Annotated in this window: 11 protein-coding genes and 2 pseudogenes; 6 read left to right on the plus strand and 7 right to left on the minus strand. The window is 69.0% G+C overall.

What is annotated here, in order from left to right:
* Positions 1-1,604, plus strand: a pseudogene (locus QHF85_RS48195) (hypothetical protein); the annotation flags it as partial.
* Between the two features lie 83 nt (positions 1,605-1,687).
* Here QHF85_RS48195 and QHF85_RS48200 read toward each other — a convergent pair.
* The 3 genes from QHF85_RS48200 to QHF85_RS48210 form a co-directional block, all read right to left on the minus strand.
* Positions 1,688-2,419 carry a hypothetical protein gene (locus QHF85_RS48200; protein WP_281334301.1) on the minus strand — a complete coding sequence of 244 codons (732 nt, stop codon included), beginning with the start codon at positions 2,417-2,419 and terminating at the stop codon, positions 1,688-1,690.
* A gap of 5 nt (positions 2,420-2,424) precedes the next feature.
* A complete protein-coding gene (locus QHF85_RS48205; protein WP_281334302.1) occupies positions 2,425-3,549 on the minus strand; it encodes a M50 family metallopeptidase in 1,125 nt (374 codons plus the stop codon).
* Between the two features lie 192 nt (positions 3,550-3,741).
* On the minus strand, positions 3,742-4,317 hold the full coding sequence (locus QHF85_RS48210) for a hypothetical protein (RefSeq protein WP_281334303.1): 576 nt from the start codon (positions 4,315-4,317) through the stop codon (positions 3,742-3,744).
* A 218-nt stretch (positions 4,318-4,535) separates the two neighbouring features.
* Here QHF85_RS48210 and QHF85_RS48215 point away from each other — a divergent pair, with 218 nt between their 5' ends.
* The 4 genes from QHF85_RS48215 (at position 4,536) to QHF85_RS48230 (ending at position 11,475) form a co-directional block, all read left to right on the plus strand.
* Positions 4,536-6,593, plus strand: coding sequence for a TonB-dependent receptor (locus QHF85_RS48215; RefSeq protein WP_281334304.1), 2,058 nt, complete (start codon positions 4,536-4,538; stop codon positions 6,591-6,593).
* Between the two features lie 408 nt (positions 6,594-7,001).
* Positions 7,002-8,210 carry a hypothetical protein gene (locus tag QHF85_RS48220; RefSeq protein ID WP_281334305.1) on the plus strand — a complete coding sequence of 403 codons (1,209 nt, stop codon included), beginning with the start codon at positions 7,002-7,004 and terminating at the stop codon, positions 8,208-8,210.
* On the plus strand, positions 8,207-10,372 hold the full coding sequence (locus QHF85_RS48225) for a hypothetical protein (protein ID WP_281334306.1): 2,166 nt from the start codon (positions 8,207-8,209) through the stop codon (positions 10,370-10,372). Before QHF85_RS48220 ends, QHF85_RS48225 begins: the two co-directional genes overlap by 4 nt.
* Positions 10,369-11,475: a hypothetical protein gene (locus QHF85_RS48230; protein WP_281334307.1), complete on the plus strand. Its 1,107-nt coding sequence runs from the start codon at positions 10,369-10,371 to the stop codon at positions 11,473-11,475. The genes QHF85_RS48225 and QHF85_RS48230 overlap by 4 nt, the downstream gene beginning before the upstream one ends.
* 184 nt (positions 11,476-11,659) lie before the next feature.
* Here QHF85_RS48230 and QHF85_RS48235 read toward each other — a convergent pair whose 3' ends face one another.
* The 4 genes from QHF85_RS48235 to QHF85_RS48250 all read right to left on the minus strand — a co-directional run bounded on the left by QHF85_RS48235 (position 11,660) and on the right by QHF85_RS48250 (position 15,769).
* Positions 11,660-12,445: a hypothetical protein gene (locus QHF85_RS48235; RefSeq protein WP_281334308.1), complete on the minus strand. Its 786-nt coding sequence runs from the start codon at positions 12,443-12,445 to the stop codon at positions 11,660-11,662.
* Between the two features lie 519 nt (positions 12,446-12,964).
* Positions 12,965-13,927 (minus strand): FAD-dependent oxidoreductase, encoded by a 963-nt coding sequence (locus tag QHF85_RS48240; RefSeq protein WP_281334309.1) that lies wholly within the window; start codon positions 13,925-13,927, stop codon positions 12,965-12,967.
* Complete coding sequence (locus tag QHF85_RS48245; protein WP_281334310.1) at positions 13,906-14,334, minus strand: dihydroneopterin aldolase; 429 nt, start codon at positions 14,332-14,334, stop codon at positions 13,906-13,908. The genes QHF85_RS48240 and QHF85_RS48245 overlap by 22 nt, the downstream gene beginning before the upstream one ends.
* A gap of 208 nt (positions 14,335-14,542) precedes the next feature.
* Complete coding sequence (locus QHF85_RS48250) at positions 14,543-15,769, minus strand: GAF domain-containing sensor histidine kinase (protein ID WP_281334311.1); 1,227 nt, start codon at positions 15,767-15,769, stop codon at positions 14,543-14,545.
* Between the two features lie 106 nt (positions 15,770-15,875).
* Here QHF85_RS48250 and QHF85_RS48255 point away from each other — a divergent pair.
* Positions 15,876-16,117: pseudogene (locus QHF85_RS48255) on the plus strand (hypothetical protein); the annotation flags it as partial.

A 16,117-nucleotide genomic window follows, 5' to 3' on the forward strand; every position in this document is an offset into this window, starting at 1 on the left:
TGCCTCCGCAGCCGCCTTCCGTGCGGCCGCCGCCGCTCCCGCCGCCCGTCGCCGATGCGCCGACCGAGGCCGCGGCTGTGCCGCCGCCCCCGCCGGTCCCTGCCGTGGCCGAACCGCCTGCGCCTGCGCCGGCTCCCGCGGCGGCTGCTCCTGCGGCGCCTGCTCCCGCGGCGCCCACTCCTGCGGCAGCGGTGGACACCCCCGAACCTGCGCCCGCGCCCGCGCCGGGACAACTCACGACCCAGGCCGCGACCGTCCCGCAAAAGCAGGGCCCGCGCGCGCCGAGCGTGCCCCCGAAGGCCCCCACGCCGGCCCCCGTACCGAAGCCGGCCGAGAAGGCCGCAGCGCCCCTCACCACGCCCTCGCCGCCCGTCGCCGAGCCGCGCCCCGAGGCGAAACCCCAAGCGCCCGTCCTCAAGGGCGACGCGCCTCCGCCCGAAGCCGCGAAGGTCACCGTTCCGAACAAGCCCGCGACCGGCGGCATCAACCCCGCCGCGCGTCGCGCCCTCGCCGACACGCTCCAGAGCCCCATCGCGGCGAACGCGCTCCGCGTCCCGAAGCCTCCGACCGTCGCCACGCAACCGGCGCCGGACAAGGAGCCCGGCTGGGCCGTGCCTCCGCCGGCGAAGACGGCGCCTGCCGTCCCCGAGGCCATGAAGCGGTCCAGCACCACGATGCCGCCGCCTGCCGCGCCCCCGCGCCCCGCCGCGGCCGCCCCCACCGCCCGCGCCGCGCTCACCGCGATGAAGCCTGACGCGGCCCAGCCTGCGGCCGAGGCCCCGAAGACCGTGGCGCCGCCGGCCGCACCGAAGACCGTGCCGGCGGCCGCTGTCGAGCCTGCGCCGCTCTCCTCGGGACCGCCGCGCATCGGCGACGTGGTGCTCGAAGCGATCGAGCCGCTCCAGGACCTGCCCGAGGACGTGCAGCGCGCCCTCTCGCGCGCCGCGAAGATCGAGGACCTCGGCCCCGGCCAGACGCGCCCGCTCGGCGTGACGCTCGTGCTCGCGGGCGAGGTCTCCGTCTACGCCGCCGATGCGACCGTGCCCGGCCACGTCGCCGGACCGCGCTCGTTCTTGACGTCGCGCGGCTCGCTCGAAGGCGCCTTCTCCATGCGCCTCGTCACCGGCGCGAGCGGCGCGCAGATCGCCTCGTGGGACGAGGCCACCTTCGACCAGGCGCTTCGCTCCTGCCCCTGGGTCCTCGACGACTGCAAGGTGACCGCCGATCGCTTGCAGGCGCGCGCGGGCCTCGCGCTCGGCGCACTCGGCGGGCTCGACGGCAAGACCCGCGACGACCTCGTCACGCGCTTCGACATGCGCGTCGTCGAGTCGGGCGAGACGATCACGCAGGAGAACGATCCGATGCCCGGGCTCGTCGTCGTCGTCGGAGGCGGCGTCGAGATCCTGGAGGGTGATCCGGCGGCTGTCGTCGGCGAGGCCCGCGCAGGCGAGCTCCTCTTCGCTGACGCGCTCTGGGCTGGCGTGCCTGCGCCGCTCACGTCGCGCGCGATGGCCTCGGGCGTGATTCTCCTCGTCGGCGATCGCAAGGTCGCGCTTCAGCTCGCGCAGGAAGTCCCGCTCTTGGGCGAGTTGCTTTCGCGCTGAAGGACTCCCTCACCCCCGGCCCCTCTCCCTCTCGGGAGAGGGGAGGAGAGGGGAGAGAGGCGAGAAGAAGGGAGCCGTTCCGCTCAGCGCACGGCGGTTGTCGTGCTGCGTGGATCGGCGGCCGGCGGGTTCGGGTTCGTCGGATCGGCGGAGCTCGTCCCTTCCACGGCACCTGTCTCCTCGATCGTCCACAGGAGCTCGTTGTTGCCTTGCGCGCCGGCGAAGCGGATCCCGAACCACTTCGCTTGTGGTGAGATCGTCGGCCTCCCGTCCGCCGTCGCGCGCGGGAAGCGGATCCGGAAGCCCTGCCGGTGCACGGTCATGTACGGGAAGTACGTCCGTTCGAGCGCGTTCGGCTTCGTGATCGCCGTGATCTCCTCCGGCGCCGTCTCGTTGCCGGTGTCGTCGATCAGCCGCACGATCCACGCGCTGTCGGGCTTCGTCAGATCGTTGTAGCGACGCTCGCCGCCGTAGAGCGCGACGAAGAACTGGTGCCGCTGCCGCGTCTCTTCGAGCGTGCGCTCGAGCAGCTTCTTTCGTTGATCGATCGTGAGCCGGTAGTCCTGCACGTAGCGCACGACGTAGGCCCAGCGGAAATCCCACGACTCGAACGTCGCCGTCGCGGTGAGGTAGTTTTCGAGCTCGCTCACCGCGAACAGATCCTCGGTGCGCGTCCACTTGCGCAGCACGCTCTCGTAGTCCGTCGCGACGTACTCGCGCGGGCCTTCCGCGAGGCTCACGTGGGGCGTCACGCAGCCAGAGGCGCCGACGAGGAGGAAGGCCGCGAGCGTGGCGCCGAGGAGCGTGCGTTCCATCGTGATCACTTCGAGAGCATGTGCGGCACGTCTTTGAAGACCGTGATGTACAGCGCGAGGCCGAGCAGCGACAGGATGCCGAACGCGTTCGTGTAGACCTCGACCATCGCGTTCGGCTTGCGCCGCGTCACCGCCTCGTACGCGAGGAACACGAGCCTCCCGCCGTCGAGCGCAGGGAACGGCAGCAGGTTGAAGATCCCGATGTAGGCCGACAGCACGCCGAGCAGCCACAGGTACGCGGCGAGCCCTTGCTTCGCGGCCTCCTCGGTCTCCTTCATCATCCGCAGCGGGCCGCCGAGGTCGTCGGTGTTGCCGCGGAAGAGCTGCGACAGACCCGCGCCGATGCTCTTCACCACCTTCGGCGGCTCGGTCAGCGCGAAGATCGCCGCTTCCTTGATCGGCACGGGCAGCTTGTGCGGCGCGACGCCGATCTTGCCCTTGCCCTCCTCGTTCGAGGGCGTGAGGTCGAGCGTCTTGCGCTCCTCGTGGCTCTCGTCGACCTTGCGCTCGACCACCACCTTGATCGCCTCGCCCGGGCGCTTCGAGATCTGCTCCGCCATCTCGTTCCACGTCGTGACGGGCGTGCCGGCGACCTCGACGATCTTGTCGCCCGGCTGCACGCCTGCCGCGTGCGCCGGCCTCCCCGGCAGCGCGTCGACGTACGTGAGCAGTTGACGCTCGTTGTTGATGACGACCTCGGCCGCTTTGCCGCCGTAGAGCGTCGCGCCGAAGAAGAACACCGAGGCGAAGATGTAGTTCGCGAGCGGGCCGCTGAAGATCGTGACGATGCGGCCCCAGAGGCTCCCGTTCGAGAAGTTGCCCTTGTCCTTCGGGTCCGTCTCTTCGAGCGGGTTCATCCCGGCGATCTGCACGTACGCGAGGAACGGGATCATCGCGACCTGGTAGACCGTCGGCCCTTGCTTCTCGGCGTCGTGTTTCCAGAGCCGGAGCTTCACCTTCTCGCCGGCCGAGAGGAACCAGTAGTGGCCGTCCTTCGGGGAGATCTTGAAGAACGTCGGTCCGAACCCGATCGAGAACTTCAACACGCGCATCCCGAACGTACGCGCCGCGAGGAAGTGCCCTCCTTCGTGGACCACCATCAGCAAGGCGAGGGCCAGGATGCCGAACATCGACGCCAGTCTACCTGCGCGGCTGACGATCCGCACGCGCGAGATACGCTCGGATGACCAGCTTTACCGTGCTTTCTGGCTCGAAAGGGAGGCTCGCGAGGGGCCCCCTCCGGCGGGGCGCCGGAGGCGAGGGCCCGGCGCGGGCGGCCCCGTCCCCGGGGGGCGGGGAGGCGGGCCGCCCTCGGGCGTCGGTCAGCTCCCGACGAAGAAGGACACGCCCACGCTGAACATCGGGTAGCCGAGGCGGAAGGTGAGCGCGATGTTGTCGTTGAAGTGGATGCGCGTGCCGATCCACGTGGCGAAGTCGATGTCGATGTACCGGAAGGCGCCTTCGGAGCGCACGATGCCGCCGACCTCGGCGAACGCGCTCCAGCTCCTCGTCAGGAAGAAGTTCCACTGGAGCGCCACCGGCGACCAGATGAGGTAGTTGTCGCGGTAGTAGCGACAGTAGCGACACTCGGTGAAATCAACGCCGAACGAGATGCCGATCGTGTTGTTGATCTTCTTGATGAACGCCGGATCGGCGAGCTCGATCGTGGCGCGGAAGCCACCGCCGAGCTCGGCGCCCGTGCCGAACCGACCGACGCCATAACCACGGCGGAACAGGATGAAGTTGGCGTGCGGCTCGAGCTCGGCCCGGTACGCCGGGTGTTGCGACGGGTTCTTGATCACCCAGTCGACGGCGTGGGCATCCGGCGAGTACGCCACGAAGGCCCCAGCGGCAGCCAGGCCTGCAGCAAGCAAGCGGTGTGTCGTGCGCGTCTTCATGGAACCTTCGTAGCAGCAGAATTTCCGGGAAGGAAGGAACCAGCATCAACTCGTTCGCCCGGTGGTCACTCGTGTTTCCAGCGCAGGGCCGCTCTCCGCGGCTTTTTGCGTCGGGAGCGGCGAAAGCACAGCAAACGCTCGCCTCGCGGTGTGGATCGATCTACGAGCGGCACGGTTCGTCCCCGTCGCACCACGGGTGACCCACACCCCGGATCGGCATGTCTTCCCGCACGAGCGCACGTTTCGTCGTCGCGGCCGCGTTCGTCGCGGCGCTCGTGACGCCCGCGCGCGGCCAGGCTGCGGATGAAGGCGACGCCGATGCTTTGCCGAAGCCCGCGTCGATCGACGTCACCGTCCGCGGCTCCACGGCGCCTGCGTTCGTCACGCGCGCCTCGATCGACGATCGCGCCCGCGAGCCCATCGACGCGGCCTCGATCCTCGCCGAGCTGCCGAGCGTGCACGTGCGACGCCTCGGCGCGGACGGCGCGCAGTCGACGCTCTCCATCCGTGGATCGGCGTCCACGCAGGTCGGCGTCTTGCTCGCCGGCATCCCGCTCACGAGCGGCGCGGATCCTTCGTTCGACGTCGGCTCACTCCCGCTCTGGCCCGGCGCCACTTACCGCGTCTACCGCAGCTTCGCGCCTGCTTCGCTCGGCGCCACCGGCTACCTCGGCGGCGTCCTCGTCATCGATCCGCCGACGCCGCTCGCCGGCGCGCGCACCGAGTGGCAAGCGCTCGCGGGCTCCTTCGGCGCGCTCAAGGTTCGCGCGAGCGACGCGCGCAAGATCGGCGACGTCACGATTGGCCTCGGCGTCTTCGGCGCGCGCTCGGACGGCGACTTCCCGTACGAGATCACGAACCCGCGCACGAACAAACTCGACACGCAGACGCGCACGAACGCGGGCGTCGTCTCCGCGGGCACGATCGGCCGCGTCGCGCTCGAACGATCCTGGGGCACGGTCGGCGCGCTCTTCCTCGTCGACGCGCGCCGCGTCGGCCTGCCCGGTTCGGCCACGTTCCCCACGCTGCTCCCGCGCCTCGAAACGAATCGCGTCGTCCTCGGCGTCGACGCCACCGTGCGTGACGTCGCGCGTGGCTCGCTCCGCTTGCAAGCGTGGGGACGACGCGAGGGCGCGGCCTTCTCGGATCCGAACGGCGAGATCGATCCCACGCGTGTTGCCGTCGACGCGCGGCAGACGATCCTCGGGGCGGGCGGCTCCATCGGCTACCGCCGCGCCTTCCCGCACGCGCGGAGCTCGACCCTCGGCGTCTTCCTCGACCTTCGCGGCGAATCGCTCGCGCCACCGGAGACGAGCAGCGTCCTCGCGGGCACCACGGCCTCGCGCATCGCGGGGGGTCTCGGCGTCGAGTACGAAGTGCGCCCGTTCGAACCGCTCCGCCTCTTCGCCACGGCGCGCCTCGATGCGCGACAGGACCACGCGACCGACGTCCCTCGCGCGCTCTCTCCGACCGGCGACACGAGCCCGACGGCGAGAGACCTCGTCCCGAGTGGCCACCTCGGCGCCTCGTACCGCTTCGCGGACGCGGCGATCCTCTCGGCGCACGCGGGCTACCTTCGCCGCTTCCCGAGCTTCGTCGAGCTCTACGGTGATCGTGGCAGCTTGCTCGGCGACCCGCGCTTGCGCATCGAGAGCGCGCTCGCGGCCGACGTGGGCGTGCACGGCGACGTCGCGGCGGGGCGCGTGTCGTTTCGCTACGAGCTCGTCGGGTTCATCACCTCGCAGCGCGACCTCATCATGTTTCTCCCGCTCGGCCGCAGCACGTTCCGCGCGAGCAACATCGACGCTGCGCGGCTCGCGGGCGCGGAGGTCTCGGCCTCGCTCGTCGGCGCGGACCTCGCGACCACGTTGAGCTACACGCTCATGCACACGGAAAACCTCGGCGAGGATCCGCTCTCGCGCGGCCGATCCTTACCGGGCCGCCCGCTGCACGACCTCTCGTACGACGCGGCGTATCGATTCGGCCCGGTGCGCCTCCGGTACGGCATCGACGCGGTGGCGGGCACGACGGTCGACACGGCGGGCACGATCCTGGTCCCGGCGCGCCTCTTCCACGGCGCGGGCGCGTCGCTCGACGTGCCGCGCGTCCCGTCGCTGCGCATGGGCGTCGAAGTGCAGAACCTGTTCGACGTGCGCACGTTGCGGGTGCCGTCGCCGCTCTCGCGAACGAGCGTGGCCGTGCCTGTCAGTGACTTTTTGGGGTTTCCGCTGCCGGGGCGGACGGTGTGGGTGACGGCGCGGTATCGGGCGCCGTGAGGGAAAACGCCCTCCCTCTCCACGCAATCCGGGGCGGCGCCCCGGCGTAGCGAGGGTCGGCAGAGGGGCGCCGACCCCGGACAGACAACGTCCGCGCGTGCCGTGTTTTGTCTTTCCCGACCCGTTCGTCCTCCTGATAGATAGGCCACAGCTCATCACAGGAGGGGTTTCCAGATGAGGCGAGGGGCTCTTCTCGTCGCGGCGCTCGTCGCCGCGGCGCCGGGCGTCGTGTTGCCTGGGTGTTTGTGGTCGTTCGGGGAGGACGAAGGGCAGGGCCGCATTTGCGCGGCACCTGTGGAAGGAGGCGAGTTTTGCGTTTCGCCGGGCGAGGGGCCTGCGAGCGCGTGGAGCCAAGCGGCGGCGCGCGGCTCAGACCCTATTCAGATGTGGGCCGAACGGCCGGAGGGGATGACGCTCGACGCTCTCGTGACGAGCCCCGCCAATATGGAACGGTGGTTCGGGGATATCGATCGCGCCCTCGGGTACGTGCGTGACGAGCAGCGGAGCGCGGAGTCTTACAAGGCGAGCATGGATGGGCGGCTCCGGAACCTGCTCGGGTCGGCTCGCATCCAGCAAAAGGAACTGCTGGAACAAGAGCCGGTCGACGCCGTGGGAGGCTTCGAGGTGGCGCTCGTGGCGAAGGCGAACAGCGAAAAAGGTCCGCTCGTCGCGGAGATCGCCGCGGATAAGCAATCGATCGGCGCCGTGCAGGGAATCCTCGATCAGGTGACGCTCGATGTCGGGTCGCTGTCGGGGGCCTATGCGGATCTCGCGGCGGATTTTGCGGCGTATCGGAAGACGGAGTCCGCGGAGCTGGACACGTATGCGAAGCTCGCGGCGAAGGCGTCGACGGCGGCCGTGACCGAGCTCGACGCGATCGAGACGGCGATCCTCGAAGCGGCGCATGGCGCGAGCGCGGGGCCGCAGGAAATGGCCCTCCGGGCGATGAAGCTCTCAGCGGAGATCGCCCAATTCGAGGTCACGTCGCAGGAGAAGCTCGCTCCGCACGCGGATTTCATGACCACGCATGGCGCGGCGAATCCGGACATGACGTCGAGCGCGCAGCGATCGAACCACGCGATGCTCGGGTACGTCGAGCGGCGCGTGCGCCGGAGTGATCGGGCGGCCATGGCGCTCCTCTTCGGGATCGCCATGCGCAGGCAAGCGCTGCAATTGCTCGATGAGAGCCAAGCCGTGCGGGACACGGTCGCGGAAGCGAAGATCGCGAAGGCGGAGGTGACGTTTCACGAGAGCGCGGAGGCGCAGGTGCTCGCGTTCGAGAAGGCGCCGCCGCTTGGAGTGAAGCTGTCGATCCCGTATCTCGCGAAGCGATACGACGAGGTCACGGCCTTCTTGCAGATGCGCCCGCTCTGCGAATTGCCCTCGTCGTCGTGGCGCGAGGCCGGCTGCGCGGCGATGCGTCCGCATTTCAAGGCGGCGGTGACGTACCGTGCGACCACGCTGCCGGGGCTGATCAAGACGGGGCTTTCGACGATGAAGGCGCAAGGGGTGGGCGGCGGATTGCTGGACGCTGCGGCGGCAAAGCTCGAGGCGGGCGATGTGAAGGGCGCTGCCGTTTTGCACGATGCCGCGTTGCGCGGCGCGGAGGGGACATGAATCGCGTGCTTATTTTCTGGATCGTCGTGCTCGTGCTGAGCACACCTGCATCTGCGCGGGCGGGGACGCCGTACAGCGTGCATTGGGAGTGGCTTCAGGAGAGCAACTCTTGCGAGGATGCCCGGCTCGGCGTCCCCGGCGGCGCGTATTTCCACGCGAACCAGGTCCCGCTCCCGACCTTCGAGGTCCCCGGGGCATACGTCGCAATCCCCGACGGTCCACGGAGCAACGTGGCGGAAGCCCCGTTCGACTCGGTTCTGTTACGCATGGGCGCAAACGAATTCAGGTTCGGCATCCAGAACGCCATGGGCAACGATGCCTGCGTCCGGCAGCAGAACTTCGTGACCCTCGTCTCGCTCCCGCTCGGGATCGAAAAGCCGCTGTTCAACGTCCGCCGCGACGGGACCGCCTTCAGCGGCAGCACGCAGGTTGGCCTCACGCTCTCGGAGATCAACCCGCCTCTCGCGCAGGCCATCGCGACCCTGGAGGTCGAGATCGCGGCCGAGCGGAAGTGGCTGATCGAGCACGCCTCCGAGGCCGCGAACCTCGCCGAGCGGCTCGACATGCTCCAGCAGCTCGACACGGAATTGCATGACCTCGTGTCTCGGCCGCTGGACGAGATCAGCGAGGTGGACCTCGACGCGATCTTGGAGCGGTACGGAGACGTGGTCGACGAGACCACGCGTGTTGCGCTGAAGCAGCTCCTCGCGGATCTGAAGAAGAGCGTGCAGGACTTGAAGGACGAGCTCGCGAGCTTGCTCGACCATTTCGGCGCGCAGGCGGACGCGGTGGCGGATCTGGTGACGGGCGAGGCGCGGGCGGCGGGGTATTCGCCGGATGATCCGTTCGAGTATTCGCTGACGTCGTCGGAGGTGCCGTGGGTCGAGGTGCCCGATGTTTCAGGCGCGGCGGGGGCGTTCGAGCCGGGGAAGGATCCTTATGCGGCGTATGCGGACGCCGTGATCGAGGCGCTTTCGCAGGACGTCGAGGGCGGCAAGGTGGTCCTGCGCGGGGACTTCGTGACGAACGTGCGGGCGTGGCGGTCGAATACGGCGGCGATCGAGAAGGCCCTGCTCGAACGAGTGACGGTCTCGCAGGCGGAGACGAGCGCTTTTCTTTCGGCGCAGGTGCGCGTCACGGATTCCGTGCGGCAGTACATGGATGCGTCGGATTGGTTTCTGGATTCGCCGGTCCCGCCGGATGTTCGGGCGCAGGTGGATGGCGTCCTGAAGAATGCTTTCGGCGATCTCGCGGAGCAGATGAAGGAGAGCCTCAATGTGTGGGAGGCGATCGCGCTCGGGCCGGAGCAGGGCTCGTTCATGGAGACGGTGCGAGCCTTCGCCGGCGCGATGTCGACCGTCGGGCAAGGGGCGGCGGCGTATGCGGAGGTGATGCAGACGCTCGTGCATGCGTCGTCGCGCATTGGGATCGGGTTCGTGCCGTATGCGGGGCCGGCGCTCGACCTCTGCGAGGCGGTGACGGGGAAGCTCTTGTGTTTGCCCGGGGGGAAGGATCTGTCCACGGAGGAGCGGATCTTCTCGGGAGTCGGGTTCGGGTTTGGGCAGATCACGAAGGCCTGGGCGGGTATCAAGGCGGCCGGGGTCAAGCCGGGGGCGAAGATCGTCGCGGCGGGGATTGTCGGGTACAGCGACGAGTTCCTCGAGGTCTTGCGGACGAACCGGAGGGGGACGTATAAAAGCCTCAGGGGCGTCATCGAAAGCGCCAAGACGGCCGGCAACGTGTTCGAGCAGCAGGCGGGGCTCTACTTGATGAAGAACCAGGGCAATGAGATGCTGGCCGTGGGGGACGAGGCGGTGCGGCGGGTGCTGAAGATCAATCCGTCGCAGATCCGGGGCGTCTCCAACGCATGTGACTACATATCGGTCTCCCCGGCAGACAAGCTCGTCCTCAGTGAAATCAAGGGAGGCACCACGGCAACCGTCAACGTGGAGAAGGCGGTCTTCCAGCTCAACAACACCCTGACCAAGCTGGCAGAGAACAACCTTGCTCAAGACGTGGAGCGGGTGCAGATTTTCAGGCAAGTGGGGTCGACGCTGAAGAAAGGTTATGGTTTGAAAGATGGGAAGTTGGTCGACTCCACGGGGAAGTTCGTGACCATGACCGGATGGAGCAACCTCGTCGTCTGGGTGGTGGAGCTATGAGCGAGCAGAACAACGACAGCGATGCGGAGGACGATGACAGCGAGCCGGACAGCGATCGTCCGTTTCAACCGTGGCCATGGTTCGATGCGTGGTGTCCTGAGGCGAACCGAATCGAAGCCTTCATAGCAGCCGTGTCGGCGCTGGTCGGCGCGTCGGACCGTTGGGACGTCGCCGACCCAGACGACGTGAACCCTTCAAAGGTGGTTTCGCTGTGCATGACAGACGCGGCGCGTCTGCTGCGCGACACCTACCCACGGCATGGCTACTCCCACGCGTTCTTCGAGCTGAAGGGATGCTCGGGCGCCGCGATGGAATTTGGCGCGACCGTGCGCTGCGATCGGCTCCTCGAACGAAGCTATGGAGCGCCGGTCCAGTGCAGTTCTTGGATGGGTGGGGTCCTTTTCCCATCGCGCGTGGCGCTCGCGAAGAAACGGGGCCGCTCTACGGTGGAGATGGTGGCCGGCGTCGCCTGGCGCATGGCGGTGAACGATATTTACGAGATCCTCGTCCGGATCTGCACGTCCAGCGCGGCGTTCACGACCGCCGGTTGCTCCGGGGGGACGCCTCGGCACGTTCCGATCCTCAATGGATCCACCTACCACGCCGATGGAAACCCCATGCGCGACCTCGCGCTGTCGTGGATCGACCTGCACGACGACGAGCCGAACAAGCTCGCCGCGGGCGCTTCGATCGACGCATTGCGGGCGCGCGTCGAAGCAGCGCCGCGAGGCAGCAGCATTTCCCTCCTCGACGAAAGTATGTTGAAGCGCGAAGAGGTGCTGGCGGCGATGGACCTGTCCCCGAGCGTCCTCGTGGAGGCCCTCCAGGTATGCGCTGGCAAAATCGATCCCGAATGGAGAGCTGTCGAGCCGGATGTCATTCAGGCGCTCAATGACATGCGAGACCCTGCGGTAGAGAGTCATGAGGGAGTCCCTTCGGACTCCGACGACCACGACCGCTTCATCAAGGAGCACACGCCGTCCTATGTCGAGCGCCTCGACAAGGGCGGGCTCGTCCTCCTCGCCCACCCCTACCGCACGCTCTGGCCCCTCTGGGCCGACGCGCTCGCGCTCCTCGGCATTCGGCCCAAAGGCGCAGGCTGAGACCCTAAAGCCAAGACGGCGGCGCGGACGGTTCAACGGGCGACGTGGTACCAGCGGCGGCCTGTGGGAAGAACTGCGCATCGCGCAGTTCTTCCCCCTGAGGTCCAGGGCTGTGCCCTGGTTCGGGTCGAGGGGCGAACAGCCCCCGCGGGGCCCGGGGCAGAGCCCCGGCGCGGCGGTGAGGTCAGCCCGTCGTCTCGGCGGCCGGGTCGGCCGTCTTCTTCGTCCGACGCGTCGCGCGCGCGGCGGCGAGGGCCTTGGCGTGGGCGATGGCGTCGTTCAGCGGGGCGACGAGGGCGCGGCTCTCCACGGCGGTCTCGATGTCCCCCGCCGAAATGCGCCATTCGAGATACTTCCGCAGGCGCCCGACCACGTCGACCCACGCGGCCTCCGCGTCCTTCCCGAGGCTGATGTGGTCGCCGACGGCGCCGCGCGCTGTCGCTCTCTCGCCGAGCGCGAAGTCACTCTCGCCGACCGCGGATTCGAGACGATCGATCCATCCCATTGGAAACGAAATCCCGGCGAGCGTCATCGCGTGCTCGGGCGCGCGCAGGACGGCGAGGACGCGTCGGATCTCCCGGTTCTCGTCGGGAATGTGATCATCGAGAAACGCGCGCCCTTGCGGGAATGCGGCGGCGTGGAGCGCGCGGGTCGAGGCGATGTGGGGACCTGACTTGCGGCTGGCCTCGACGTCGAGATACCCCTCGATGTGCCGGGCGACGGTATCGACCTCGATATCGGCCTTCTCGCTGCGGTCGGTATGCGCGGCGCGCGCGGCGCTCGTCTCGTCCTTGCCGGCGACGTGCACTTCGAGCCGCACGGTGACGGCGTCGAGCTGGGGAATGAAGGCGTCGAGGGCGGGCTCGGGCGGCCCTTTTTGGGCGCGCAGGACGAGGTTGTCGTGGAGCTTGCGGCCGATGGTGGCTTTCTGGGCGCGGGACAGCTTGGCGGGGGAATTGTTCTTCGACATGGAAACACCTCGCTGAAACGAGCGCGGCGGCATGCCGCGCGGCGGGTTCGCCAGGGGATGCAGCAAGGGTGGTGCCAAGGGTGGAACGGGCGGAACGAGGGGCGAAACGGGTGAGGTGCTTCGAAAGGGAGCGGTGGGGTGCTCCAAAACGGAGCGGTGGATGCTCCAAAATGGAGCGGCGATGCGCCAACGGGGGGTCGGGACGGTGGGGGACGGGCTTGGCGGTGCGCCAAGCGGAGGTGGGAGTGGTCCTGGGAGGAGTTGGCGCGGCGCCGAGCGTGGGTTCGGGCGTGCGGGGAGGGCCTCGGCGATGCGCCAAGCGGAGGCGGGAGCGGTCCGGGTAGGGCCTGGCGCGGCGCCAAGCGGAGGTCGGCGCGGCCGGGGAGGGGCTCGGCGATGCGCCAAGCGGAGGCGGGAGCGGTCAGGGCGGGGCGTGGCGCGGCGCCGAAGAGGCGTCGGGGTGAGCGGGGGGGCGATGGGCGCGGCGCCAAAGCCGATCTGCCGGCCGGGGAAGGCTCGTTACCGCGGCTCATCCCGCCAGAGCCGTCGCTCCATGTCCTTGACCGCGATGGCCGCCTGGCCAAGCGCTGCGGCCACCGACCACGCCGATCCCGCGCACACATCGCCGGCCGCATAGAGGCGGGGGGCCGACGTTCGCTGGCGGATGTCGGTGTGCACGAAGCCTTGCGCGTCGAGCTCGGCCTGGCCCCGGATGAGCTCGCTGTTCGGCGCAAGGCCCGCGCAAATGAAAACCCCGTCCACCTTCACGTCGAAGGCCCCCTCGGGGCCTCGCAATCGCGCGCCCCGCACCTCTGCTTCCCCCTCGATGGAGAGGAGCGTCGTCTCCAGGAGCACCTCGATCCGAGGCTCCGCCGCCACCGCGGCGCGAAAATCAGCGCAGCCGCGGAGCTCGCTGCCCCTATGCACCAAGAAGACCCGCTCGCATATCCGGGCGAACAGGGCGGCCTCCTCCAGCGCCACATCCCCTCCGCCCACCACGAGCACCGTGCGCCCCCGATAGAGGTCCCCGAACCTCCGCGCCGCGGGCGACGGGCCTCGCCCGAGCGCGCCGCTCTCCCCAGGAATCCCGAGCGTCCTCGGACGCGCCCCGGTCGCGAGCAAGAGAAACTTCGCGCGCAGAAGCTCGCCCGAGACCTCCACTTCGCCGCTCGCTGCATGCACGCGCGCCGCGCTCCCGCCCGTCCTCACCTGACCCCCCAGGCGCGTGAGGTGATCCATGAGCCTGTCTGCCATGGCCATTCCCGTCGGCACGTCGAGGCCCGGGGCGTCGAGGATCGGCGTCGGGTTTCGGAGGAGCTGCCCGCCCGCTTTCTCGCCGGCCTCGAGGAGCGCCACGCGGAGCTTGAGCGCCTGGGCCACCACGGCCGCCGAGATGCCTGCCGGCCCGGCGCCGATGATCACGACGTCGAGCTCACGCGGGAGCGCGCCGTCGTCAGGGCTCAGGCGCGGATCGGCGGGCACGAAACCACCTCGTCGGCGAAATCTTCGGCCGAGCGCACGCACTCCACCCCGACCACGCGCACGCGCGGCATATCGAGCGGTCGTTTGTTGACGCGCACGCGCACCCGCACGGTTGGATTGGCGCGGAGCACGACCCTCGCGATGTCGACCGCGAGCGCCTCGACGAGATCATATTTGCGGTCGGCGACGTGCTTCTCGAGGAGGTTCGCGATCACGTAGTAATCGGCGAGCCCTTCGTGGTGGTCCCGATCCGGTCCCACGCGGAAGTCGGTCTCGATGGTCAAATCAATGCTGACCGTCTGCTTTCTGTTGAGCTCGATATCGTGAAAGCCAATCTGCACGTCGAGCTCGAGGCCATGACAAGTCACGATGTCGCGCTCCATGAGCGTCCTGTTCGAATGGGTCATGCTCTCCTCCTTACCTGCGGCAGCCATGTGCGGCGAATCGTCGTGCCCCGGGGTGCGTCTGTTCCTGTAACATGGTTGCCGTCCTCGAGACACCCCGCGCCGCTCCAGGGCGGCAGAGGGGTGGCCGAAGGGATCATGGCTTTGTCGCCCCCATGGCAAGGAGGGTGCCAGTTGTCCAGGTACGGCTCGGCATGGCCCTGCCCGCCCGTCAATCGTCTCGATGAAGGGGGAGCTGCAGCCGGAAGCGCGCGCCCTTGCCGGGGGACGATTCGACGGAGAGAGCGCCGCCGTGGGCCATGGCGATGCGCCGCGCGAGGTAAAGGCCGATGCCGAGGCCCGTCGAGCTCTTGCCTGCGTAGAATCGATCAAAGATTCGTGGGAGAAGCTCGACCGGCACACCCGGCCCCTCGTCCACCACTTCGACGCTGCCGACACCCCCCTGGTCCAGCGATTTCGTGCCGACGATCATCACGACGGGCGCATCCCGCGGCGAATGGCGGATGGCGTTGGAGACGAGGTTCTCGAGGCACTGGCTCACGCGCGACGGATCGGCGTCGACGATGACCTCCTCCGACGCGGCGACGACGACCTCGTGCGTCGGGGTGGAGAGCGTGCGCGCGATCTCGGAGCAGAGCGAGCCGAGATCGACCGGCTGGAGATCGAGGCGGAAGACGCCTTGGTCGAGCCGCGCCACGTCGAGGATGTCCGAGATCAGCCGACTCAGCCGCTCGACCCCATGCAGCGCCGCCTGGCTGTCGCGCACGTCCGCCGCGCGTTCGTCCTGCTGGGCGCGGCGCCAGAGGAGCTGGAGGCGGGCGCTGATCGGCGAGAGGAAATTGCGCAAATCGTGGGCGAGCACCGTCACGAGCTCCTCGGCCACCGCGCGGCGCCCTTGCTCGACCGCGTTGCGTCCGATCTCCTCGACGAGCTCGGCGCGATGGGCGACGGTGCCGACCCAGCGGCTGATCAACGCGACGAACCGCTCGTCGTCGTCGGTGAAGAAGTCGCGCTTCAACGAGCAGACCATCAGCACGCCACGAACCTCGCCGCCGAGCTCGATCGGGACGCCCACCACCGACTCGAGCTTCAGCGTCTCGCGGATGCCCTTCAGCTCGTCCGGATCCTCGCGCAGCCGACCCGAGCGAAAGGGCCGTCTCGTCTCGAAGACTTGCACGGCGCGCCCGCCGTTCGCGAGGGGCAGGACGTCGAGCCCCACCTTGCGCTGGAGGCTGGAGAGCGGCTGGTTGCTCGCCCCGATCGCGACGAGCGTGTGCTTCGTCGGCTCGAGGAGGAACGCGTCCACCTTGTCGGCATGGATCGCCTCGGCGATGGCGTCGCAGGCGAGCGCGAGCGCCGTGGGGAGGTCGGCCGACGGGATTTCGAACAGGCGCTCCAGCGTGCGGAGCAAGAGCGCCTGAACCGGTTGGCCCTGCATGCCGCGAACCTAGGGTCGTCGTCGCCTCGGGAGTACCCATTCCAAGCCATGCCAATCTTCCTCGCGATTCACGTGGGAGACTTGTAGGATCCCGATCGCCCCTCGTATGTCGGAGTCCCGTCGCCTGCTTGTCCTTCTCCTCGGAACGCTCGTGCACGGATGCGCCCCGCAGCCCGCGCCGGGCCGCACGGCGCCGCGCCACGAGGCCGCGCCGTCTCCGGCGGCGAGCGCGTCGCCCAAAGCGCCCTCCGCGCCGAGCCGGATCGAGGGCGCGTGCGTGCCGACGACCGCCTCCCCGGCGCCGCGCTCGCTCGGGGCGATCGGGCCCGCGACGCGCGCGACGGCGGG

Source organism: Polyangium sp. 6x1, assembly GCF_029946515.1.
GTDB lineage: Bacteria > Myxococcota_A > Polyangia > Polyangiales > Polyangiaceae > Polyangium.